The sequence below is a fragment of the Bradyrhizobium liaoningense genome (genome assembly GCF_018130825.1).
Classification (GTDB): Bacteria; Pseudomonadota; Alphaproteobacteria; order Rhizobiales; family Xanthobacteraceae; genus Bradyrhizobium; species Bradyrhizobium liaoningense_B.
In genome coordinates this window covers 485,262-507,189 of record NZ_JAFCJS010000001.1, presented here as the reverse complement: position 1 = coordinate 507,189, position 21,928 = coordinate 485,262, and the positions used below count along the sequence as shown (strand labels likewise).

The following is a 21,928-nucleotide window of genomic DNA, read 5'->3' as shown; positions in this document are numbered from 1 at the left end:
GATAATTGGTAAGAAATCCTGTCGCTTCACGTGAGTGGACAGTTCCGACCTCGCGTCAGATCGGAATGTCGTCGATTCCATCGACCAATGAACGGCATTTATGTAGCAGGAACTCTGGGAAGCCTGCCCGCAAGGCACCGAGCAATCTTCTCGCGGACACCTGATCAGTCACATCGAGAAGCGGTAAAGTGACCAATGTTCTTTTTGTCTGCAGCGCCAATCGCCTCCGCAGCCCGACCGCCGAGCAGGTGTTTTCGACTTGGCCGGGAATCGAGACCGACTCGGCCGGCATTTCGAACGACGCGGACGTCTTGCTGTCCACCGAACAGATCGAATGGGCCGACATCATCTTCGTCATGGAGAAGGCCCACCGGAACAAGCTGAACCGGAAATTCCGATCCAGCTTGAACAACAAGCGGGTCATCTGCCTCGACATTCCGGACGACTACGAATTCATGGACCCTGTCCTTGTCCGGATCCTTGAAAACCGGGCTGGCCGTTATCTGCGCCAGGCCGAGCCGCCCCTTTCCAAGCCCTAGAACGGGATGTCGTCGTCCATGTCGTTGTTGCGGCCGCCGCCGGCGGCAACGGGACGGCGCGGCGCACTGCTGACCGGACTGGAGGAGCCGAAATCGCCGCCCGGCTCGTCGCCGAAGCTGCCGCCTCCGCCGCCGCCACCGCGGCCATCGAGCATCGTCAGCGTCGAGTTGAAGCCCTGGAGCACGACCTCGGTCGAGTACTTCTCGACGCCGCTCTGGTCGGTCCATTTGCGGGTCTGGAGCGCGCCCTCGATGTAAACCTTCGCGCCCTTCTTCAGATACTGCTCGGCGACCTTGCAGAGCCCCTCATTGAAGATGACGACGCGGTGCCACTCGGTCTTTTCCTTGCGCTCACCGCTGTTCTTGTCGCGCCAGGTTTCCGAGGTCGCGATGCTCAGATTCGCGATCGGCCGCCCGTCCTGGGTGCGGCGGATTTCAGGATCCTTGCCGAGATTTCCAACCAGAATGACCTTGTTGACGCTTCCCGCCATCGCCGCTCTCCACTCCAAATGCCACTGAATTCGTAAGGCCGCATTCGCAAGGCCGCGCCGCGCGCCCGCGGTCCCCTGCAACCTGATTGAGGCGACCCTATACGCTTGCGCGGACCGATCAGCCCATCAGCCCGCGGGTTATCCCCACATATAGCATCACCCGCCACTCCGTTCCAGATTTGTTCTTTCCAGGCGGGTGCGGAATTTCCGGCTCGGACGGTGCCTCCATGCCGCTCAAATGGTCCGCGTTAAATGGAACTTTTTCAGGTTCCCGCAATCGGCAAAAAGCACTTAACATTCATAAAGTTACACGCCGCACACTTGTCCCGCGAGTGTTGCATTTCGGAGACGGACTCTGCCTCCTGCTTAGGCTACGGTTGCCTCGGAATTAAGTTCATATGGGCGTCGCGCCTGATTGGCCGCTTCGGGGATAACAAGAAGCGGACCTTACCTGGGGAGACTGCAATGAATAAGATTTTGATTGGTACAATCGGTGTAGTGGCGTTGGGCCTGTCGGCTCCCGCAAGCGCGGCGGATATGGCGGCGCGTCCCTATACCAAGGCTCCACCCCCGGTGGTCGCGACCATCTACGACTGGAGCGGTTTCTACATCGGCATCAACGGCGGCTGGGGCTCGAGCCGCAATTGCTGGGACTTCGTGACGCCGGTCACCGGTACGCTGATCGATGACGGCTGCCATAACGCAACGGGCGGCACAGTCGGTGGTCAGGTCGGCTATCGCTGGCAGTCGGCCAATTGGGTGTTTGGCGTGGAAGGCCAAGGCAACTGGGCTGACTTCAGTGGAAGAAACATCAGCCCGACCGCGCCAGGTCAGCAGAACCGTACGCGGGTCGACGCCTTCGGCTTGATTACCGGTCAGGTCGGTTATGCCTGGAATAACGTTTTGGTCTACGTCAAGGGCGGCGCCGCCGTAGTGGACGACAGATACGACCTCATCATCGCGCCGGGCTTTGTGGGTGCTGGCACGACCTTCGGTTCGGCCAACGGAACACGTTGGGGCGGAACGGTCGGCGCGGGAGTCGAATTTGGCTTCGCCCCGAACTGGTCGGTGGGCTTCGAGTACGATCACATCTTCCTCGGCAACCGAAACGTCGACTTCACTTTCGGCGGAGCCTTCGTTCAGACCGAACGCGTCAGTCAGGACGTCGATCTCGCCCTCATCCGCTTGAACTACCGTTGGGGCGGCCCGGGGATCGCCAGGTACTGATCGCAAGCCTAATCTCTTCTGACGAAAGGCCGGCCTCGCGCCGGCCTTTTTGCTGCCTGCTGCGCGCGAAGGGGCTAATCAGTCAGCGATTATGACGTTTTGTGACTGTTGTGGCTTTTCGGGTACACAACTTGCGGCTTCGTTGGTGTAAGCACGACGCCAGTTGGACCACGGCGTCCGATGCCCTTCCGTTCACGGAAGGCAACAACAGAAACTGGGACTGGGATTAGGTTAAAAATGAAGAAGGTTTTGTTGGCTTCGGCCTGTTTGTTCGCTCTGGCTGCCCCTGCGACGGCGGCTGATCTCGCGGCCCGCCCGTACACCAAGGCTCCGGTCGCTGTGGCTTCGGTCTACAACTGGACCGGCTTCTACCTCGGTATCGTCGGCGGCGGCGCTTGGCAGGCCGACTCCGATCCGAAGATGAAGGGTGGCTTCGTCGGCGGCACCGCCGGCTACAACTGGCAGACCGGCAACGTTGTGTTCGGCCTCGAGGCGGATGCCGCCTGGGCTGACGTCAGCGCCTCGGCGACCGCGCTCGGCATCACCGCAACCTCCAAGACCGATGCACTCGGCACCGTGCGTGGCCGCATCGGCTGGGCCGTCAACAACGTTCTGTTCTACGGCACGGGCGGCTACGCCTGGATCGACAACAAGCTCAGCGCCAGCGCGCTCGGCGTGACCATCTCCGACAGCAAGTTCCACTCGGGCTGGACCGTCGGTGCGGGCGTCGAGGCGTTCTTCGCTCCGCAGTGGTCGGTCAAGGGCGAGTACCTCTATCGCAGCCTCGGCAGCGAAACCTATTTCGGAAACATCGGCGTTCCGGTGGCTTCCGGCTCGCTCAACTTCCACACCGTGCAGGTCGGCGTGAACTATCACTTCGGCGGCCCGATCGTCGCGAAGTACTAAGCTTCGTCTCCGACGCTACCCGCGTTACGAAAGGCCGGCCTCGCGCCGGCCTTTTTGTTGTCTTCACGCGTAGCAATATACCTCAGCCGCCACTCATGTTTTCGAAGAGATGTGGCTCTCCGGTGACACAACCTTAGGCTTCCATAGTGTAAAGTTGTGACGTCAGTTGGGTCATAGGCTCCGCTGCTCTTCCTTGCGGAAGGCAACAAAGAGAAACGGAAACTGGGGAATCAGATGAAGAAGATTTTGCTGGCTTCGGCCAGTCTGTTCGTACTCAGCGCGTTGACACCGGCCTCGGCGGCCGATCTTGCGGCCCGCCCCTACACCAAGGCGCCGGTCGCGGTGGCCTCGATTTACAACTGGAGCGGATTCTACATCGGCGCCAACGCCGGTGGTGGCTCGAGCCACAATTGCTGGGATACGACCGCTGTGGTCGGCGTGGCTGTGCCCGTCACGGCGGAAGGTTGCCACAATGCGACCGGCGCAATTGTCGGCGGCCAGATCGGCTATCGCTGGCAGTCCGCCAGCTGGGTGTTCGGCCTCGAAGCCCAGGGCGATTGGGCTGACCTGAAGGGCTCGAACACCAGCTCGCCCGCCGCTTTCTTCCCGCTGGTGAACAACACCAAGATCGACGCCATCGGCCTCTTCACCGGTCAGGTGGGCTACGCTTGGAACAACGTGCTCTGGTACGTAAAGGGCGGCGCGGCCGTCACCCACAACAAGTTCAGCGGCACTTTCGCCGGCGTCACGCTCGACACTGCCAACGAGACCCGCTGGGGCGGCACCGTCGGCACCGGCATCGAGTTCGGCTTCGCTCCGAACTGGTCGGTCGGCGTCGAATACAACCACCTGTTCATGGGCAAGCACACCGATACCTTCACCTTCCTCGGCGTGAACACCCGCAGCGACAGCATCAAGCAGGACGTGGATATGGCCACGGTTCGCTTGAACTATACCTTCGGCGGTCCGGTGGTTGCGAGGTACTGAGCCCCGCTCCATCCGCGTTACGAAAGGCCGGCCTCGCGCCGGCCTTTTTGTTTGGCCGCACGCTTCAGAGCAGTTCCGCCCACCGTTCTACTGCCAGATGCCGCCAGTTCGCCAACATTCCGTTGACGATTCGCAACTCCCTCTGGAAATCCGTCTCCGTTCTTCCTACGTTCGCTGCCACACCCATCGGCGCCGATCCCGGTTCCGGGCGAAGCGCGCCTTTTTTGTTGGCGCGATCGCGCACCTTTGGGCTCCTTGAGGGCAACTCGGATGGATGAAGTGATCAAGGCGAAGCGCCAACAACAGAACGCGGGCTCCAGCCTGCGCGCAATTACGATCCGCGGCGCGCGCGAGCACAACCTCAAGAACATCGACGTCGAGATTCCCCGCGACAAGCTGGTGGTGTTCACCGGCCTCTCCGGCTCCGGCAAATCCTCGCTCGCCTTCGACACCATCTATGCCGAAGGCCAGCGCCGCTACGTCGAGTCGCTGTCGGCCTATGCCCGCCAGTTCCTGGAGATGATGCAGAAGCCCGATGTCGATCAGATCGACGGCCTCTCGCCGGCGATCTCGATCGAGCAGAAGACAACCTCGAAGAACCCGCGCTCCACCGTCGGCACCGTCACCGAGATCTACGACTACATGCGCCTGCTCTGGGCGCGCGTCGGCGTGCCCTATTCGCCGGCCACCGGCCTGCCGATCGAGAGCCAGACCGTCTCGCAGATGGTCGACCGCGTGCTGGCACTGCCCGAGGGCACGCGCCTCTATCTGCTCGCGCCCGTCGTGCGCGGCCGTAAAGGCGAGTACCGGAAAGAGCTCGCCGAATGGCTCAAGAAGGGCTTCCAGCGCGTCAAGATCGACGGCACCTTCTATGAACTGGCGGAAGCCCCGACGCTCGACAAGAAATTCCCGCACGACATCGACGTCGTCGTCGACCGCATCGTGGTGCGCGCCGACATCGGCCAGCGCCTCGCCGAGAGCTTCGAGACCGCGCTGAAGCTTGCCGAGGGCCTCGCCGTCGTCGAGTTCGCCGACGCGCCGGCAGCCGCGCCTGCGGAAGAGAAAAAGAAGACGGCAAAAATCCACGACAAGAGCGGGCCCGAGCGCATCCTGTTCTCGGAAAAGTTCGCCTGCCCGGTTTCCGGCTTCACCATTCCCGAGATCGAGCCGCGCCTGTTCTCGTTCAACAATCCCTATGGCGCCTGCCCGGCCTGCGGCGGCCTCGGCGTCGAGCAGCATGTCGACGAGGACCTCGTCATTCCCGACAAGGAGCTGTCCTTGCGCAAGGGCGCGATCGCGCCCTGGGCCAAGTCGTCCTCGCCCTATTACGAGCAGACGCTGACCGCGCTGGGCAAGCACTACAAGTTCACGCTCGACACCAAGTGGAAGGATCTCGCCAAGAAGACCAAGGACGCGATCCTCTACGGCTCCGGCGAGGACGAGATCAAGTTCTCCTACCAGGACGGCGTGCGCTCCTACGACACCAAGAAGCCGTTCGAGGGCGTCATCACCAACATCAACCGCCGCTACCGCGAGACCGAGAGCGAGTGGGCGCGTGAGGAGCTGGCAAAGTATTTCCACGACGTGCCCTGCGAGGGCTGCAAGGGCTTTCGCCTGAAGCCCGAGGCGCTCTGCGTCAAGGTCGGCGACAAGCATATCGGCGAGATCTCGGAGCTGTCGGTCAAGAAGGCCGGCGAGTGGTTCGAGACCGTGCCGGAGGCGCTGAACAAGCAGCAGAACGAGATCGCCGGCCGCATCCTCAAGGAGATCCGCGAGCGCCTCACCTTCCTGCTCGACGTCGGCCTCAACTACCTCACCCTTTCCCGCTCCTCCGGCACGCTGTCCGGCGGCGAGAGCCAGCGCATCCGCCTGGCCTCGCAGATCGGCTCAGGGCTGACAGGGGTGCTCTACGTGCTGGACGAGCCTTCGATCGGCCTGCACCAGCGCGACAACGCCCGCCTGCTCGACACGCTGAAGAGGCTGCGGGACCTTGGCAACACCGTGGTCGTGGTCGAGCATGACGAGGATGCCATTCGGCTTGCCGACTACGTGCTCGACATCGGGCCCGGCGCCGGCATGCATGGCGGCAACATCGTCGCCGAAGGCACGCCCGCCGAGATCATGCGCAACCCGAAATCGCTCACCGGCAAGTACCTCACCGGCGAGCTCGAGGTCGAGGTGCCGGAGCGGCGTCCGCCGAACCATCGCCGCACCATCAAGGTGGTGAACGCGCGCGGCAATAACCTCAAGAACGTCACGGCGGAGATTCCGCTCGGCCTGTTCACCTGCGTCACCGGCGTCTCCGGCGGCGGCAAGTCGACGCTGCTGATCGACACGCTCTACCGCGCCATCGCCCGCAAGCTGAACGGCGCCAGCGAGGGCGCCGCCCCGCACGACCGCATCGAGGGCCTCGAGCACATCGACAAGATCATCGACATCGACCAGTCGCCGATCGGCCGCACGCCCCGCTCCAATCCTGCGACCTATACCGGCGCCTTCACGCCGATCCGCGAATGGTTCGCAGGGCTCCCCGAGGCCAAGGCACGCGGCTACGAGCCCGGCCGCTTCTCGTTCAACGTCAAGGGCGGCCGCTGCGAGGCCTGCCAGGGCGACGGCGTCATCAAGATCGAGATGCACTTCCTGCCCGACGTCTACGTCACCTGCGACGTCTGCAAGGGCAAGCGCTACAACCGCGAGACGCTGGAGGTCCTGTTCAAGGGCAAGAGCATCGCCGACGTGCTCGACATGACCGTCGAGGAAGCCGCCGAGTTCTTCAAAGCGGTGCCGCGCGTGCGCGAGACTTTTCAGACCCTGCACCGCGTCGGGCTCGATTACATTCACGTCGGCCAGCAGGCGACCACGCTCTCAGGCGGCGAAGCCCAACGCGTCAAACTGGCGAAGGAATTGTCAAAACGCGCCACCGGCCGCACGCTCTACATCCTGGACGAGCCGACCACCGGCCTGCACTTCCACGACGTCAAGAAGCTGCTGGAGGTGCTGCACGAGCTGGTCGCGCAAGGCAACACGGTCGTCGTCATCGAGCACAATCTCGAAGTCATCAAGACCGCCGACTGGGTCATCGACCTCGGCCCCGAAGGCGGCGACGGCGGCGGCGAGATCGTCGCCTGGGGCCCGCCGGAAGACATCGCCAAAGCGCCGCGGAGCTATACGGGCAAGTTTTTGGAGCCGGTGCTGAAGAAGGCGCGGAAGCCGAAGCGGCGGAGCACGAGCGAGGCGGCGGAGTGACAAGGCGATGCCGGTCGGGTTCGCGTTTGGAGATGATGGCGCATCCCATGACGCGGCCGTACACGCCAACGTCCCTCAAAGCATTACAACCAAAAGGGCACTTCTAACCGCAATCGCGACACAGCTCAGCTTTCCGGACTATTTTGGAGGAAATTGGGATGCGCTCGAGGAGTGCATCCGTGATCTATCCTGGTTGCCATCCGGGCGCGTACTCGTGACGCACGTCGACGTGCCGCTTGTCGAGGATGTACGGAGCGCAATGGTCTACGTTGCTATACTGAAAGGCGCGGCCAGCAAGCTGTCGACGTCGGAGCACCATCCGCTTTCGATCGTTTTTCCCGCCCAATACCGCGACCAGGTCTTGTGGCTACTTCGATCCGGCGAAAGGTCGTAGGATCAAAACGCGATGGCGGATTGGCGTTGATCCCAAGGGAGAACCGAAATGCCTGCCGGTCTCGTCCAAACCTACCGCGCCTTCGCCTACAACAATGCCTGGGCCAATCACCGGCTTCTCGCCGCCTGCGTCGCGCTGTCCCAGGCTGAGTTCGAAGCCCACCGGACCGGCTTTTTCCCGAGCCTGCAGCGTACGCTGAACCACATCTACATCATCGACCTCTTTTACATCGATGCGCTGGAGGGCGGGTGGCTCGGGCCGGCGGCGTGGAAGAACGAGGTGCCGTACCCTTCCCTTGTCGCGCTAAAGCCTGCGCAAGCCGCAATGGACAAGCGCCTGATCGCCGTCTGCGATGCGCTGACGCCTGAGCTGCTCGATGAGGCCGTGAACATCAACCGCGATACGCGCGCGCAGACCGAGCGGCGGGACCGACTGCTCATGCATCTGTTCCAGCACCAGATCCATCATCGTGGACAGGCGCATGCCATGCTGTCCGAGACGGCCGTTGCGCCGCCACAGCTCGACGAGTTCTTTGCGGAAGGCGAAGCGCCGCTTCGATCTGCCGAGTTCGCCGAGCTTGGTTGGACGGAAGACATGGTCTGGAAATCCTAGCTCCCAAGGCGGACCGTCAACCCTTCCGCAACGGTCGATGGCGGGTTACGCTCCGCCAACCCGCCCGACGTTCGGAATCCATGCCCTACTCCCTCGCCATCTTCGATCTCGACGGCACCCTCGCCGACAGCTTTCCCTGGTTCCTGCGCACCATCAACGATGTCGCCGATCGCTTCGGCTTTCGCCGGGTCGCCGACGAGGACATCGAGGGGCTGCGGCATGCCTCGAGCCGTGAGATCCTCGCCCGGCTCGAGGTGCCGCTGTGGAAGCTGCCGGCGATCGCGCGGCATGCGCGGCGGCTGAAGGCGGAGGCAGCCAGCGAGATTGCGCTGTTTGCGGGCGTCGAGACGATGCTGCGGACGCTGGTCGAGAACGGCGTGCAGCTCGCGCTGGTGACCTCCGACAGCGAAGCCAATGCGCGCGAGAAGCTCGGCGAGGCCGCGGCGTTGTTCGCGCATTACGACTGCTCGGCATCGCTGTTTGGCAAGGCCGCGAAATTCCGCCTGGTCGTCCGCCGCGCCGGCGTGGACCCCGGCCGCGTCATCGCGATCGGCGACGAGGTCCGCGATATCGAGGCGGCGCGGGCCGCAGGCGTTGCCTGCGGCGCGGTCAGCTGGGGCTATGCGGCGCCGGCGGCGTTGCGGGCGCTGGGGCCGGACCACATGTTCGAACAGATGCGCGACATCGCGGATACTTTACGCGGAACCGTAGGGTGGATTAGCGAAGCGTAATCCACCACTGTTGGCATCCGCAGAAACAGAAGCGGTGGGTTACGCCGAGCAGATGCGCTTTGCGCATCTGCAGGGCTACCCCACCCTACGAACTTTTCGAGGAAGGTCGATGACACTCACGGACGCAAGCCGCCTCAAGCTCCTGGAGCCGCCGGCCGGCCGGTTGCGGGTCGTGCTCGACACCGACACCTATAACGAGATCGACGACCAGTTCGCGCTGGTGCAGATGCTGCTGTCGAAGGACCGCCTCTCAGTCGAGGCGATCTACGCCGCGCCGTTCTTCAATGCGCGCGCGGACAGTCCCGGCCACGGCATGGAGCTGAGCTATCAGGAAATCCTGCGCCTGCTGGACCGCCTGAACGTCGCGCCGGAAGGCCTGGTTCATCGCGGCGTCACCGACTATGTCGGCCCCGGCAAGACGGCGCGGACGGCACCCGCCGTCGACGACCTCATCGCCCGGGCGCGCGCGGGCACGCCGGACAACCCGCTCTACGTCGTTGCCATCGGCGCCATCAGCAATGTCGCCTCGGCGCTGCTGAGGGCGCCCGACATCATCGACCGGATCGTCGTGGTCTGGCTCGGCGGCCATGCGCTGGAATGGCCCCACACGGTCGAGTTCAATCTGAAGCAGGACGTCGGCGGCGCGCAGGTGCTGCTCGACAGCGGCGTTCCGCTCGTCCTCGTCCCGTGCATGGGCGTCACCTCGCGTCTTCACGCGACGGTGCCGGAGATCGAACGCTACGTCGAACCGCACGGCAGCATCGGCGCGTTTCTCGCCATGCGCTTCAAGGAATATTCGTCCGACCACATGGGCTGGGCCAAGGAGATCTGGGACATGGCGCCGGTCGGCTGGCTGCTCAATCCTGCGTGGGCACCGAGCGTGACCATCCCGGCCCCGGTTCTTACCGATCAGATGACCTGGAGCATCGACCGACGACGGCATGCGATCCGCTACGTGACCTATGTGGACCGCAACGCAATCCTGAAGGACTTTTTCGTGAAGCTGCAGGCGTTTGCCGGATCGAAATGAGTCCGTAGCCCGGATGAGCGGAGCGACATCCGGGACCGTCCGCGCCTGAAGCGAGTCCCGCATGTCGCTCCGCTCATGCGGGCTACGGCAAAACATCCCCTACTCCGTCCTGCGCAAGAACGCCCCGAACGCGCGCGGGCCGTCGCCGGTCTTGATCTCGCCGATCACCTTCAATTCGACCGCATCGATAATGCTCAGCGTATTGCTCTCCCAGCAGGCGACGATGATGCGCTTGCCGTCGGCGGTTGCATTGATGCCTTCGGGGTAGTCGCCGACATTGATGCGCTTGACCGGCTTCAGGCTTGCGAGGTCGAACACGCTGACCGTGCCGCCATACTGGTCGGTGACGAAACCGCGGCCCAGCGTCAGCGCCACCGCATAGGGGCGCATTCCGACCGGCACGCGGCCGATCTCGCGCGCTTCCGCGATATCGATGACCGAGACATCGTCGGAGCCGACATTGGCGCTGTAGGCGCGCCTTCCCTCGGCATCGATGGTGACGCCGAACGGGCGGGTGCCGACCTTGATGGTTGCCTTGCGCTGGCGCGTCGCGGTGTCGACGACGGAGACGCTGTCGTCGTCGCGGTCGGCCGAGAGCAGCAGCTTGCCGTCAGGCGTCACCGCCAGGCCCGACGGCGAGGCACCGACCACGATGCTGGCGGTGACGCTGAGGCTCGCGGCATCGATCACCCGCACCGCCGCCGCATACCAGTCCGCGACATAGATCGTCTTGCCGTCGGGGGCGACCGCGATGCCGAGCGGCCCGCCGCCGACCTCGATCCGGCCAGCGACCTGCCGCGTGGCGGCATCCACCACCGTCACCGCCTTGGCGTCCGGGCTCGTGACATAGGCGAAGCGCCCGTCGGCGCTGACGGCTACGCCCGCCGGCTTGCCGCCGATCGGGATGGTCGCAACGCTACGCGAGATCGCGAGGTCGACGACCATCAGATCGTCGCTGAGCTGGTTGGTGACGAACGCCTCCTCGGCGGAGGCGCAGCCCGGGCAAGCAAGGCTGGCGGCGAGCACCGCCAGGACCAGGACCCGCACGGTCAGCTTCCGCTCTCGATCTTCTTCTTCAGCGCCTCGAGGCCGGCCTTGTAAAGCCCGCTCACCGCGGTCTTGGCGGCCTCGTCACTCAGCTCCGGCGGCGGGTCGTTGTTGGGAAAGCCGCGGTAGAACGCGCCGGCCCATTCCAGCGTCGCGCCCTTGCCGTCGGCGCTCGGCGTCACCGTCAGCGTCGAGGAATAGTTGGTGACCGGCAGCACCTTCACGTCGACGTTGGTGATCCGGTAGGAATAAGTCATCGCGGCGGCGTCGAACTTGTAGAGCTCCTCGTCCACGGTGGCGCCGCCGGTCAGCGTCAGCTTCCGTGTCGCGCCGATCTCGTTGCCCTTCTCGCCCTCGGTCTTGGTCACGGGCGGCAGCCAGCTCATGTCCTGGAAATTGCCAATCACGGCCCACACCTTGGCCGGGGGTGCGTTGATCTCGATGGATTCCCGGACCTTCTGCCGGGTCGGCCCGTGGGCCCAGGCCGGCTCGAACGCCGTCGTCAGGGCCATCCCCACCACCGCCAGCGCCGCCACCCCGGCGATCGCCGTTCCGCTTCTCATCCTCATACCGTTTCCTCACTCTTGGATCTGCGCGACTTGAGGCGCGCTGAGACCATGGTAGCGCATTTTTGGACCGTGGCGAGACCGGTTCGCGGCACGGCTGTGGCGGAGGCGCTCGCCCGTCCGCACCATCCCTTGCGCTGCAAGACGGGCAAAACACACCAGACCCGGGTCAATGCGCCATGATGAAAATAATTCGCTTTACGCGAATTCGGAATTATCGCATGTTGCGGCCATCCCAGCCTGGTCCGAGGGGCGTATCGCGATCGTCACGACACGCGGGCGGGGACGTGGTGGACGCGGGCGGCGTCGGCGCGAAGGTGGTTTGCAGGGCGGCTCACGCCGTGAGCAACGGCTTTCGCGCACACGACCGGTGCCGCCCGCGTACGGCAAAATCGTGTGGTCCTGGCGCCCGGGGTCTGTGCGCCAAGTCCTGCTGTGATGCTGCGGCCCAACCGGGCGCGCGTATCAGCCATCCGCAGGGCAACGGGGGCAATAGTGCATCGCTCCCCGGGGAGAGCACGACATAAGCCGTCAAACCACTGCGCAGGGAAGGCCGGATGTTTGGCTTCACCTGTATGCCGCTGTGCAGCTTCTCGTAGCGCAATTTTCGCACAGTGGACCGTGGGTGCCAGCCGGCACCCGGCCTTCCCTGCGCCCTCGGCACTCCTGGGGCGATGATTGCCATGAACCTCGGGCACGATCTGCCGCGAGAATGCGAAGCCGCGTGCCTGTTCGGCTCATGCCCGCCTCCCAACCCATCTTTTGATTGGAACACATCAGGAACACCACCTTCGCGCAAGCTGCATTTGAGAAACATATGGAAACAAACAGCAACAAAACCCGACATGCGTTACTTGACCAAAATTAAGACCTGAGATTGCGGTCTCAGAATGCCCCCGAGAGAACGCAGCCGTGAGACAGCCGACGGCATGAGGCCAGCCCCCACCTCCCTCGCGACCCCGCAATGATTGACGGAAGTCCGGGACCGTACGAAGCCGCGAGGAATGCGCGATGGTATCAACGTATTTCAGCTACAACTACATTTCGCGCCATCTCAAGCAGTCCCTGACGCGGGTTGAACAGCAAGCCGACGTCGCGCGAGAGGCCGCCTATTACAAGGCCAACATCGGCAAGGTGAAGACCGTTGACGATTTCATGAAGGACTATCGCCTCTATCACTATGCGATGAAGGCATATGGCCTGGAAGACATGGCGTATGCCAAGGCTTTCATGAAAAAGGTGCTGGAGAGCGACCTCTCCGACGCAACGAGCTTCGTCAACAAGCTGGTCGACAAGCGTTACCAGGAGTTTGCCGCGGCATTCTCCTTCACGGGCACTACAACGCCGGTTGCGCAATCGGAGGACCAGATCGACGAGATGATCGGTCTGTACACGGCGACCAAGAAGAGCCAGGTCGATGCACTTGCGGACGATACGAAATACTACAGCGCACAGATCGGCAGCATCAGCAGTGCAGACCAGCTGCTGAACAACGATCGTCTCCGCAACTATGTCTATTCGGCATTCGGGATCGATCAAAGCAAGTGGCCGAGCGACACGATAAGTCAGGTCCTGCGCAGCGATCCATCCGATCCAAACAGCTACGTCAACACCACCTTCGCGTCTCAGTTGAGCGGCCTCAACGCCCAGCTCGCGCAAGCGAAATCGGACGTCAGCGCCACCAATACGAAAATCGCCGACTACACGGCCCAGCTCTCGCAACCGGGCGCTGACGTGGCCCAGTTGAACGTCCAGATCCTGGTCGAAAGATATCACCTGGAGTCGTACACGAAGAGCGTATCCGACCTCAGCGACCAGATAGCGACGATAGGTAACTTTGTAGACCTGGCCGGCGCATTCGAGTTTTCGCCTGACGGGTCGCTGCCCTCGGGCGTGTCTGCGCAGACTGCCGCAAACGTCACGCTCACGACAAAGCGGTTCGATGACAGCAAGTCCGCCGTCTATGCGGCGGCAAGCCCGCTGAACGAAGCTCTGGCAATCAGGCAGTTCAGAAACGCCATCCTCAACATCAAGTCAGTGCAGGCCTTGGTCTCGACTCCAGCCGTATATGATTTTGCGCTGGGCGCCGTCGGCCTCGATCCCGAAGAAGTCTCGCAGGACACCGTCAAGGCCGTCCTCGAAAGCGATCTCAGCGATCCCAAGAGCTACGTCTATACGCTCAAGGACGATCGCTACGTCGAGCTCGCGCGTGCCTTCAACTTCGACGCAAGGGGCAATCTGACGACGCCCCTGGTGGCTCAGGACCCGGCCAAAGTCCTCGATATTGCGAAGAACTACGTCATTGTAGCGGTGAGACAGGCAAGTACCGACCAGCAGAAAGCAGTTCGGGAACAGGCCCAGAAAGACGCGACGGCTTATCAGGAAGCCATCGCAGGCATAGACAGCGTTTCCGATCTGCTTGCGAACCGGAAGATGGTCGATTTCATTCTCGTCGCCAAGGGCCTGGACCCCAAGAAGGTCAGCACCGACTATCTCAAGAAGATCTTCGCGTCCGATCTGAACAATCCAAAGAGCTTCGCGAACACCGAGAGCGATCCTCGCTTTGCCGAAATCGCGGCGTCGTTCAATTTCGACAGCAAGGGCGACGTCGCGCGCCTTGCGATGATTGGTCCTCAGAAGCAAGTCCAGTTGCGGGAAACACAGGCGAACTACCTCCAGCAAAGCCTCGAGCAGCAGCAGGGGGATACGAATCCCGGCGTGCGCCTGGCGCTCTATTTCCAGCGAAAGGCGGGAGAAATCACGTCCGCATACGACATCCTTGCCGACAAGGCTCTCTCGGAGGTGTTCAGGACCACCTTCAATCTGCCTGACTCGATGGCGGCGATGCCGATCGATCAGCAGGCCAAGTTCGTGGACAAATTCATGAAGATCAAGGATCTCTCCGATCCCGCGAAGGTCGAAAAGCTGCTGGGCCGTTTCTCCGCCATGTATGACGTCAAAAACAGCCAGAGCATCGGCCAGGGACAATCCCCCTTGCTCAACCTCTTCCAGGGATCGAGCTCTGGGATAAGTGACTCGACGTACTTGGCCATCGCCAAGCTACGTACTCATTGATGATCGCTCGCCGATCCTAGCCCAACACCTCGAGCACCAGCTCCATGGTCATCAGCACGGGATTGTCGCCACGGATCAGACGCCCCTCTGCAATGCCGCCGGTGTAGTCGATCAGGGCAACATCGAGCGTGGCTTCGAGCGTACCCGAAGAGCCCGGCCCGATCGCCCCGGCCGTTATCGCCAGCTCCGTCGCAAACGGCTCGGTCACGCCGCCATGGGTGAAGCGCGCGCCGATGGTCGAGCCAACGCCGCCATGAATCTTCGCGCGCGCGATGCCGTGCGTGCGACAAAAGTCTTCGAGGCAGGCGGCAAAGTCCTGGTTGGGGCGCAGCCGGAGCGCAAAGGCGCGGCTGGTCGTGCGCGCGCCGGTGCTCGCAGCGGCAACGGGCCCGAACAGCTTGAAATTGGTCTCGGGGTCGGGCTCGGCCGTGAACGTCGCGCCGTCGATGCCGAACGCCTCGACCTCGAACGGCTCGGCCACGATGGTCTCGTCGGGGAGCACGTGGCCACCGCTTGCCTTGCCGTCGGCCTCGGTCCAGAGCCCATGGCAATGAAAGAACGGCGCGCCGTCGCGCATGCCGAGCGTCATGCTGCCGAGCTTCGAGCGCGTGATGCCTTGGGGCCGATAGGTGTCGCTGTAGAACGCGGCATTCTCGCCGGTCTTCGACAGTGCCGGCATGACATAGCCGAACGGCCCGAGCGCGCCACCGCAAAAATTCAGCACGCCACCGGCAAATCCCTCCGCGGCAAAGCCCCGGCGCGCGGCCTCCAGCAGCGGCACGCCTGCCTGAAGCGTGAAGGAGAAGGCCAGTCCCCTCGCCTCCACCCATTGAATGCGTTCGGCGACGGGCGCGCCGGGCTGCTTGATATTTCGCATCACCGACGCTCAGCCTGCCTTGATCTTGTCGAGGTCGAGCAGCCCGCGCGCCTCGAGCTCGTCGCGCACCATGCGCTTCGGCACCTTGCCATAGCCGGATTTCGGCAGCGCCTCCCAGAAGAAGAAGCGCTTCGGCATCTTGTAGCGCGGCACCTTCGGCGTGAGGAACGCCGCCATCTCGGCCTCGCTCACGGCCTTCGCGCCTTCCCGCGCGACGCAGACGGCAACACCGACCTCGCCCCAGGTCGCGTCGGGCACGCCGAGCACCGCCACTTCGCCGACCGCGGGATGCGTCAGAATCTTCTCCTCGATCTCGCGCGGATAGATGTTGGAGCCGCCGGAGATGTACATGTCGGACGCGCGGCCGGTGATGTAGACAAACCCCTCCTCGTCCATATGGCCGAGATCGCCGGTGCGGAACCAGCCGTTGCGGAATGCCTTGGCGTTGGCTTCAGGGTTGTCGTAGTAGCCGGCGAATACCGCAGGTCCGATCACGCAGATCTCGCCGCTCTGGTTCGCCTTGAGTTCGCGGCCCTCGTCATCCTGGATCGAGACCTGCATGCCGGTGCGCTCGAAGCCGCAGGTGCCGATCTTCGCATGCGGGCCGTCCTCGGGATCGTGCAGCGCCGCCGGCAGCACGGTAATGTTGCCGGTGACCTCGCCGAGGCCAAAATACTGCACGATGACCTTGCCGAGCTTCGTCAGCGCCGCCTTCTGGTCCTCGCGATACATCGGCGCGCCCGCATAGATCACCTGTCGCAGCGAGGAATGATCGTATTTGCCCGCGGCGGGATGCTCGATCATCATCTTCAGGATGGTCGGCACCGTGAAGAGATTGCTGACGCGGTGCGCCTCGATCAGGCGGAACGCTTCGTTGATGTCGAATTTTTCCGTCGGCAGCAGCACGGTGCGCACGCCGCGCGCGGTCTGCACCAGCTGGTGCACGCCGGCGCCATGCGACAGCGGTGCCACCACCAGCGAGGCGTCCGCTTCGGTCACGCCGGGGGTGAGGTCGGCGAGATGGTTGGTGATGACAAATCCCATCTGGCCGTGGGTCAGCACCGCCGCCTTGGATCGCCCGGTCGTGCCGGAGGTGAAGAAGAACCAGCAGGGATCGTCATATTCGACCTCGGCATTCGCGACATCGGCGCCGGCCTGCGCGGCGATGGCATCGGCCACCGAGCGCTCACCGAACGGGGCCTTGCCGTCGAGGCTCCAGGTGAATTCCAGCGCGCCGCCCTTCACCGCCGCCGCATGCTCGGGAAAATCGACATGGCACAGGAACGCCTTCGCTCCCGAGGCCTCTGCGAGGTAGGTGACCTCATCGGGCATCAGGCGGAAGTTGGTGGGAACCCAGACCGCACCGAGCCGGAACGCGGCGAACATCGAGAAGAACATCTCGTCGCCGTTCTTGGAATGGACGAGGATGCGGTCGCCTTTCGTGATACCGCGCGCGGCGAGCGCAGCGGCCAGCGCCGAGACCTGCGCGTCGATCTCGCGCCAGGTCCAGGATCTGTCGCCCCAAACGAAACCGGGACGCGATCCATGCCGCCGCGCATTCTGGGTCAGCATATAGGCGAGATTCATGACGCGGCGGGACATGCGCAAAGGCTGCATCGGGCTTCCTCTTCGAGCGCGGACGACGCGCAAGCCGCCCGCTCATTGCAGCCCATTTATCGCCATCACCAGCGCCCCCGCAAGGCCGCCCGCCGCACATCTGCCCTACGGCTGCCTGAACGCAAACGGGGTTGCGGTGATCGCCTTCTCCTTGGAGCAGGCCTGCGCGCCAAAACCGCCGCAATAGCTCCCGTGCAGATCGAACCGGACAACGCGCGCGGCGCCGCGCTTCATCGGCGGCGCCACGATCTTGTAGCTGCGGACATAGCCGTCGAACACCGGACGGACGCTGCCATCAGGCAGCGTGACCAGGATGTTCATGACGCAGCCGCCGGTTCCGCAATAGGTGGTCTCGCGCTCCCCGCACTTGGTGTCACGGAAATCGATGATGTAATCGTCGCGGCCATCGCCGGTCAGGTCGACCTTGCGCACCGTGTCCGGAGCGAAGGTCACCGCCCCTCCGTCCTGGCTCTCGCATTCCTCGTTGGCGTAACGCAGCGCCTTCTGCACGCCGGGCGGATAGTCGGCCGGATTGAACGGCTTTGCGTCGTCGGCGCGCGCAGCCGTGGCAAGGAAAGTCAGCAGGAGCATCAGATATCGCATTCGCGTTGGTCGCGCGCTGGCCCGCGATCGTTCAGGGAATTTTAAACATGATCGGCGCAACCTCGCTCAGTTCTCGCGTACAGAGTTCCGCATCATGGTCAAAGCGCCCGCCGTCCTCCTGTTGTCGCTGGCGCTCGCCGGATGTGCCATGGCCCCGCAAGTGCATCTGGCCTCTGATCCCGCCGTCAAGCCTGCACGCTTTGCCTGGGATGGCGCCGGCGAGGATCCCAATCAGCCGCGCGCTGCCTCCGGACCATCGCGAACGACGCGTGCCGCGTCCGAGCGCACCAGGTCGCAGGCCGGACTTCAGCCCGATTCGAAGGAATGGTGGCAGGCGCAGGACGGCATCGAGGCCGAGCAGGACGCCAGGGTCAATCGCTCCCTCGTCATCTGCCAGGGCTGCCTCCGCCCGCAGCCGCAGGCCGAAGATTCCAGGCTCGCCAAAGCGAGTGATTGAACCGAACTGCCTTCACCACGGTCTACAGAGATGCGCTGCGGCCCCGGCCCGCCGCCGTCCGCCATCATCTCAGGGACATCTCATGCTCACCCGTCGCTCCTTCGTCGCCGCTTCTCTGCTAGCCGGCATCTCGCCAGCATTCGCCCAGACCCCAGCCGCGAGCGATCCCCTCGCCATCCTGACTGCGATCTATACCCGCGCCGCCAAGGGCAAGGGCGATGGCGGCGGCGCCTTCATCATCGAGAACAAGGCGGCCAAGGCCAAATATCTCTCCAAGGCACTGGTCGCGCTGTGGGCCAAGGCGGATGCGCATACGCCGAAGGGCGATGTCGGGCCGGTCGATTTCGATCCGGTCACCAATTCGCAGGAACCGGACGTGAAGTCGTTCAAGGTTGACGCCGAGAAGATGGAGGCGGACAAGGCGACCGTCGCGGTGACCATCACCGGCCACCGCAACGACCGGAAACCCACTGATCTGGTCGTGCGTTACGACTTCGTGCGCGAGGCGGGTAGCTGGCGGATCGACGACATGAGGGGCTCCTCCGACGGCGAACCCTGGTCGATCCGCAAGATGCTGACTCGCTCAAGAGCTGACCGGAGACGACATGAGCGACGTCATCGACAACAGGGCCCACCACCGCTTCGAGCTCGAGGTCGAGGGCCACCTTGCGACCGAGCATTACAAGCTCGACGGCAATGTCATCACCTTCGAGCACACCGAGGTGCCGAAAGAGCTCGGCGGCAAGGGTGTCGGCTCCAAGCTGGTGCAAGGCGCGCTCGACCAGGTCCGCGCCGCCGGATTGAAGCTGATCCCGCAATGCCCGTTCGTGAAGGCGTGGATCGAGAAGCACCCGGACTATCAGGATCTGGTGAAATGATGACCGTGCAGGCCCGCCCGTAGCCTGGCGGGCCTCGCGACATCTACGGGCTATTGCCCGTGCTTGAGCATGTCCTGGTCACTCAGGTCCCAGTCCTGCCACAGCAGCAGCACGCCGAGGAGAACCACAGCCGCGCCGAGGCTCGTGTGGTAGATGCGCAGGAACCCTTCGCCGGAATAGCCGAGGAAATAGGGCGAGGCGATGAGCCACAACCCGACCAGGATCGTCGCCACCTCCTGCCAGCGCTGCAGCGCGACATATTCGAGCTGACTGATGCCAAACACGATCAGGCCGACTGCGACTGCATTCAGAATGACAGTTGGGTCTCCAACGATCGCGGGCTGATCCTGAATGGGAAACCATGGCGAGACGACAATCAGCGCGCCGAGCAGCATCCCGGACCAGTCTTCCCATGTGCGATGAGTATTCAAGAAACCAAAGTCCGACATCGTACCCTCCTCTGACAGAGGCACACGTCGGCGGCTGGCGATCACGACTTCCGAATGTCTGGCGACCCTGCCTGCCGCATTCGGACGTATGTCCTAGGGAACACGTGGGAACCGCCGGCGACCGCACAAGGGCGCGAGCGAGGATTATTTCGATGCCCGCGATATATTCGCCGGCCATCAACTCAATATCGCACCGCAGCTAGAGCGCCCCGAGCTTCCTCAACGACTCCTGTGCCGTCTGCAGGCCCGGCTCCAATTCCAGCGCCTTCCTGAGATCGGCGATCGCGCCCTGCTTGTCGCCGAGCCGCATGCGGGCTTGTCCGCGATTGTTCCAGGAGAACACGTCCGAGGGATCGTATTGCAGCGCCTTGTCGTAGTCGGCAACGCCCCCCTTGTTGTCGCCCTGGTAGAGCCGGATCATGCCGCGATTGCGCCAGCCGCGTGCATCCGTGGGCGCGAGCCGGATCGCCTCGCCATAATCGGCGGCCGCACGATCGAGCTGCTCGGTGTCACGATAGACGTTGCCGCGGTCGATGTAGGCGATCAGGTCCGGGGCGAGCTTGATCCGCGTGCTGAAGTCGGCGAGCGCATGCGCCGTATCGTGCTTGCGTGCGTAGACGTAGCCGCGATTGGCGTAAGCGCGGGCATAGTTCGGATTGCGCTTGATCGCCGCGTCGAAATCGGCGATGGCGCCGTCGAGGTCGCCCTTGTTGTAACGGGAGTCGCCGCGATTGTTGTAGGCGAGCGCCAGCGAGGGATCGAGCTTAATGGCTTGGTCGTAATCGGCGATGGCGCGATCATAATCGCGCTTGAAGTTATAGACGCGACCGCGATTGTTGTAGGCGCAGGCATAATCAGGATCGAGCCTGACCGCTTCGTCGAGATCGGACAGCGCTGCATCGAGCTCGCGCTTCTCGGTGAGGCCATGCCCGCGGCTGCAATAGGCACCGGCGAGCCTGCGGCCAGTCTCGCTCTTGGTGTCAATCACCGTCGAGCAGGCCGTTACCCGCTCATCCGGCGTGCTGGTCAGCGCAAAGCAGGCGTCCCAGGCGGGACCGCCTTCGGCTGCGGCTGGGACCGGAGCTGCCGAAGCGAGCACGGCAAGCAAGGCCGCTAGACTGAGCTGGACGCGCATTTTGCAGATATCTCCCCTGCGGCAACCTCCCTTGGTCGCGCCTTGGCAATGGCGGGTTCAGGCGCCTAGATCAGGGAGTAAGCATTCGCTGCAGAAGGATCAGCCATGACGGCATCGGTACGCGACAACAAGGACAGGAGCCGCTTCGAGCTCGATGTCGGCAGCGACATCGCCTTCGCCAATTACCGGCTGACGCCGTCGGCGGTGATCATCACCCACACCGAGACGCCGCGCGCGCTGCGCGGCCGCGGCATCGCCTCCGAGCTGGTCAAGGGTGCGCTGGAGCTCATCCGCCGCGACGGCAGGAAGGTGATCGCCGGCTGCGGCTTCGTCGTCGACTATCTCGACAAGCATCCGGAGGATGCGGACCTCGTCGCCTGAACGCAAAAGGGCCCGCGCGATCGCGGGCCCTTCGACGACCGAGGGATCGGTCAGTGCTTGATCTCAGGCGGCAGCTTACCGCCATTGGCGGCGAGCTTGGACATCACCTGCTTGTGCAGCCAGACGTTCATGCTGGCCGAGTCGTTCATGTCGCCGGTATAGCCGAGCTCCTTGGCGAGGTCCTTGCGTGCGGCCAGGCTGGAATCGATGTCGAGCGCCTTCATGAGGTCGACGATCGAGGTGCGCCATTCCAGCTTCTCGCCCTTGTGCGCGGCCACCGCCTTGTCGACGATGGCGGCGACATCGACGGCCGCCATCGGCGCTGATGCCGGTGCCGATGCGCCCGGCGCGGCCCCCGCGGGGGCACTGTCCGGCGCTGCGCCACCGGCGGGCGCGGCGGAAGCCGGATGGCTGCCGAAGATCGCGCCCATGATTTTCCCGAAAATGCTCATGTCTGTTCCCCGAAAAAGATCCGTTGGAAGGGCCTTGAGTGGCCCCTTATAGACGAAGTCACTGCGTTGCGCCCGCGGAGTTCTGCGAACCAACAAACAGCATGAGCTTATCTGCGGCGAAATGACGACCGAATGACATCATTGAGGTTGCACTGCGGCATCAAATTTCACCCAGGCGTGAGGGACAGGACTCGGAATTGGGAGTAGCCTCACGGTTCAACTCGCGAT

At 63.5% G+C, this 21,928-nt stretch carries 22 protein-coding genes and 1 pseudogene; 14 read left to right on the top strand and 9 right to left on the bottom strand.

All coding sequences use genetic code 11. The features are described 5' to 3' along the window. The first annotated feature begins 188 nt into the window (after positions 1-188). A complete protein-coding gene (locus JQ603_RS02450; RefSeq protein WP_212336183.1) occupies positions 189-539 on the top strand; it encodes a low molecular weight protein tyrosine phosphatase family protein in 351 nt (116 codons plus the stop codon). Here the strand turns inward: JQ603_RS02450 and JQ603_RS02445 are convergent. Beyond that, positions 536-1,030, bottom strand: a complete 495-nt coding sequence (locus JQ603_RS02445; protein ID WP_212336181.1) for a single-stranded DNA-binding protein — start codon at positions 1,028-1,030, stop codon at positions 536-538. The genes JQ603_RS02450 and JQ603_RS02445 overlap by 4 nt on opposite strands. A gap of 465 nt (positions 1,031-1,495) precedes the next feature. Between JQ603_RS02445 and JQ603_RS02440 the strand changes: the two genes are divergently transcribed. The 8 genes from JQ603_RS02440 to JQ603_RS02405 all read left to right on the top strand — a co-directional run bounded on the left by JQ603_RS02440 (position 1,496) and on the right by JQ603_RS02405 (position 10,163). Next, a complete protein-coding gene (locus JQ603_RS02440) occupies positions 1,496-2,257 on the top strand; it encodes an outer membrane protein (RefSeq protein WP_212336180.1) in 762 nt (253 codons plus the stop codon). A gap of 237 nt (positions 2,258-2,494) precedes the next feature. Further along, positions 2,495-3,163 (top strand): outer membrane protein, encoded by a 669-nt coding sequence (locus tag JQ603_RS02435; protein ID WP_212336178.1) that lies wholly within the window; start codon positions 2,495-2,497, stop codon positions 3,161-3,163. A 234-nt stretch (positions 3,164-3,397) separates the two neighbouring features. Continuing rightward, positions 3,398-4,150, top strand: coding sequence for an outer membrane protein (locus JQ603_RS02430; protein WP_212336176.1), 753 nt, complete (start codon positions 3,398-3,400; stop codon positions 4,148-4,150). 270 nt (positions 4,151-4,420) lie between these two features. Beyond that, positions 4,421-7,396, top strand: a complete 2,976-nt coding sequence (gene uvrA, locus JQ603_RS02425) for an excinuclease ABC subunit UvrA (RefSeq protein WP_212336175.1) — start codon at positions 4,421-4,423, stop codon at positions 7,394-7,396. A 7-nt stretch (positions 7,397-7,403) separates the two neighbouring features. Continuing rightward, entirely contained in the window at positions 7,404-7,790 is a 387-nt protein-coding gene (locus tag JQ603_RS02420; protein WP_212336173.1) for a barstar family protein, read from the top strand. A 48-nt stretch (positions 7,791-7,838) separates the two neighbouring features. Then, positions 7,839-8,402, top strand: coding sequence for a DinB family protein (locus JQ603_RS02415; RefSeq protein WP_212336171.1), 564 nt, complete (start codon positions 7,839-7,841; stop codon positions 8,400-8,402). A gap of 80 nt (positions 8,403-8,482) precedes the next feature. Beyond that, positions 8,483-9,133: an HAD family hydrolase gene (locus JQ603_RS02410; protein ID WP_212336170.1), complete on the top strand. Its 651-nt coding sequence runs from the start codon at positions 8,483-8,485 to the stop codon at positions 9,131-9,133. Positions 9,134-9,242: 109 nt separating this feature from the next. Further along, complete coding sequence (locus JQ603_RS02405; RefSeq protein ID WP_212336168.1) at positions 9,243-10,163, top strand: nucleoside hydrolase; 921 nt, start codon at positions 9,243-9,245, stop codon at positions 10,161-10,163. 99 nt (positions 10,164-10,262) lie between these two features. Here JQ603_RS02405 and JQ603_RS02400 read toward each other — a convergent pair whose 3' ends face one another. Then, positions 10,263-11,210: a cytochrome D1 domain-containing protein gene (locus JQ603_RS02400; RefSeq protein WP_212336166.1), complete on the bottom strand. Its 948-nt coding sequence runs from the start codon at positions 11,208-11,210 to the stop codon at positions 10,263-10,265. Between the two features lie 2 nt (positions 11,211-11,212). Beyond that, the gene (locus JQ603_RS02395) at positions 11,213-11,779 is read right to left on the bottom strand and encodes an SRPBCC family protein (protein ID WP_212336164.1); all 567 of its coding nucleotides are present in this window, start codon (positions 11,777-11,779) and stop codon (positions 11,213-11,215) included. Positions 11,780-12,787: 1,008 nt separating this feature from the next. On the opposite strand from JQ603_RS02395, the gene JQ603_RS02390 reads away from it, so the two are divergent. Beyond that, complete coding sequence (locus JQ603_RS02390; protein ID WP_212336162.1) at positions 12,788-14,851, top strand: DUF1217 domain-containing protein; 2,064 nt, start codon at positions 12,788-12,790, stop codon at positions 14,849-14,851. A gap of 16 nt (positions 14,852-14,867) precedes the next feature. On the opposite strand, the gene JQ603_RS02385 is transcribed toward JQ603_RS02390, so the two are convergent. The 3 genes from JQ603_RS02385 to JQ603_RS02375 all read right to left on the bottom strand — a co-directional run bounded on the left by JQ603_RS02385 (position 14,868) and on the right by JQ603_RS02375 (position 17,936). Continuing rightward, positions 14,868-15,728, bottom strand: coding sequence for a PCC domain-containing protein (locus JQ603_RS02385; RefSeq protein ID WP_212336160.1), 861 nt, complete (start codon positions 15,726-15,728; stop codon positions 14,868-14,870). Positions 15,729-15,737: 9 nt separating this feature from the next. After that, positions 15,738-17,345 (bottom strand): acyl-CoA synthetase, encoded by a 1,608-nt coding sequence (locus JQ603_RS02380; protein ID WP_212336158.1) that lies wholly within the window; start codon positions 17,343-17,345, stop codon positions 15,738-15,740. 105 nt (positions 17,346-17,450) lie between these two features. Then, the gene (locus JQ603_RS02375; RefSeq protein ID WP_245003353.1) at positions 17,451-17,936 is read right to left on the bottom strand and encodes a hypothetical protein; all 486 of its coding nucleotides are present in this window, start codon (positions 17,934-17,936) and stop codon (positions 17,451-17,453) included. Between the two features lie 106 nt (positions 17,937-18,042). Between JQ603_RS02375 and JQ603_RS02370 the strand changes: the two genes are divergently transcribed. From JQ603_RS02370 to JQ603_RS02360, 3 genes and pseudogenes are all read left to right on the top strand, one after another. Beyond that, positions 18,043-18,405 (top strand): hypothetical protein, encoded by a 363-nt coding sequence (locus JQ603_RS02370; RefSeq protein ID WP_212336154.1) that lies wholly within the window; start codon positions 18,043-18,045, stop codon positions 18,403-18,405. Between the two features lie 82 nt (positions 18,406-18,487). Further along, a pseudogene (locus tag JQ603_RS02365) lies at positions 18,488-18,991 on the top strand (DUF3828 domain-containing protein); the annotation flags it as partial. 19 nt (positions 18,992-19,010) lie between these two features. Next, positions 19,011-19,283, top strand: a complete 273-nt coding sequence (locus JQ603_RS02360) for a GNAT family N-acetyltransferase (protein ID WP_212336153.1) — start codon at positions 19,011-19,013, stop codon at positions 19,281-19,283. A 50-nt stretch (positions 19,284-19,333) separates the two neighbouring features. Here JQ603_RS02360 and JQ603_RS02355 read toward each other — a convergent pair whose 3' ends face one another. Continuing rightward, positions 19,334-19,732: an SPW repeat domain-containing protein gene (locus JQ603_RS02355; protein ID WP_212336151.1), complete on the bottom strand. Its 399-nt coding sequence runs from the start codon at positions 19,730-19,732 to the stop codon at positions 19,334-19,336. A gap of 199 nt (positions 19,733-19,931) precedes the next feature. Further along, complete coding sequence (locus JQ603_RS02350; RefSeq protein ID WP_212336149.1) at positions 19,932-20,867, bottom strand: tetratricopeptide repeat protein; 936 nt, start codon at positions 20,865-20,867, stop codon at positions 19,932-19,934. A 105-nt stretch (positions 20,868-20,972) separates the two neighbouring features. Here JQ603_RS02350 and JQ603_RS02345 point away from each other — a divergent pair, with 105 nt between their 5' ends. Next, the gene (locus JQ603_RS02345) at positions 20,973-21,248 is read left to right on the top strand and encodes a GNAT family N-acetyltransferase (RefSeq protein ID WP_212336147.1); all 276 of its coding nucleotides are present in this window, start codon (positions 20,973-20,975) and stop codon (positions 21,246-21,248) included. Positions 21,249-21,298: 50 nt separating this feature from the next. On the opposite strand, the gene JQ603_RS02340 is transcribed toward JQ603_RS02345, so the two are convergent. Continuing rightward, positions 21,299-21,700: a DUF3597 domain-containing protein gene (locus JQ603_RS02340; RefSeq protein WP_212336146.1), complete on the bottom strand. Its 402-nt coding sequence runs from the start codon at positions 21,698-21,700 to the stop codon at positions 21,299-21,301. Between the last annotated feature and the right edge of the window lie 228 nt (positions 21,701-21,928).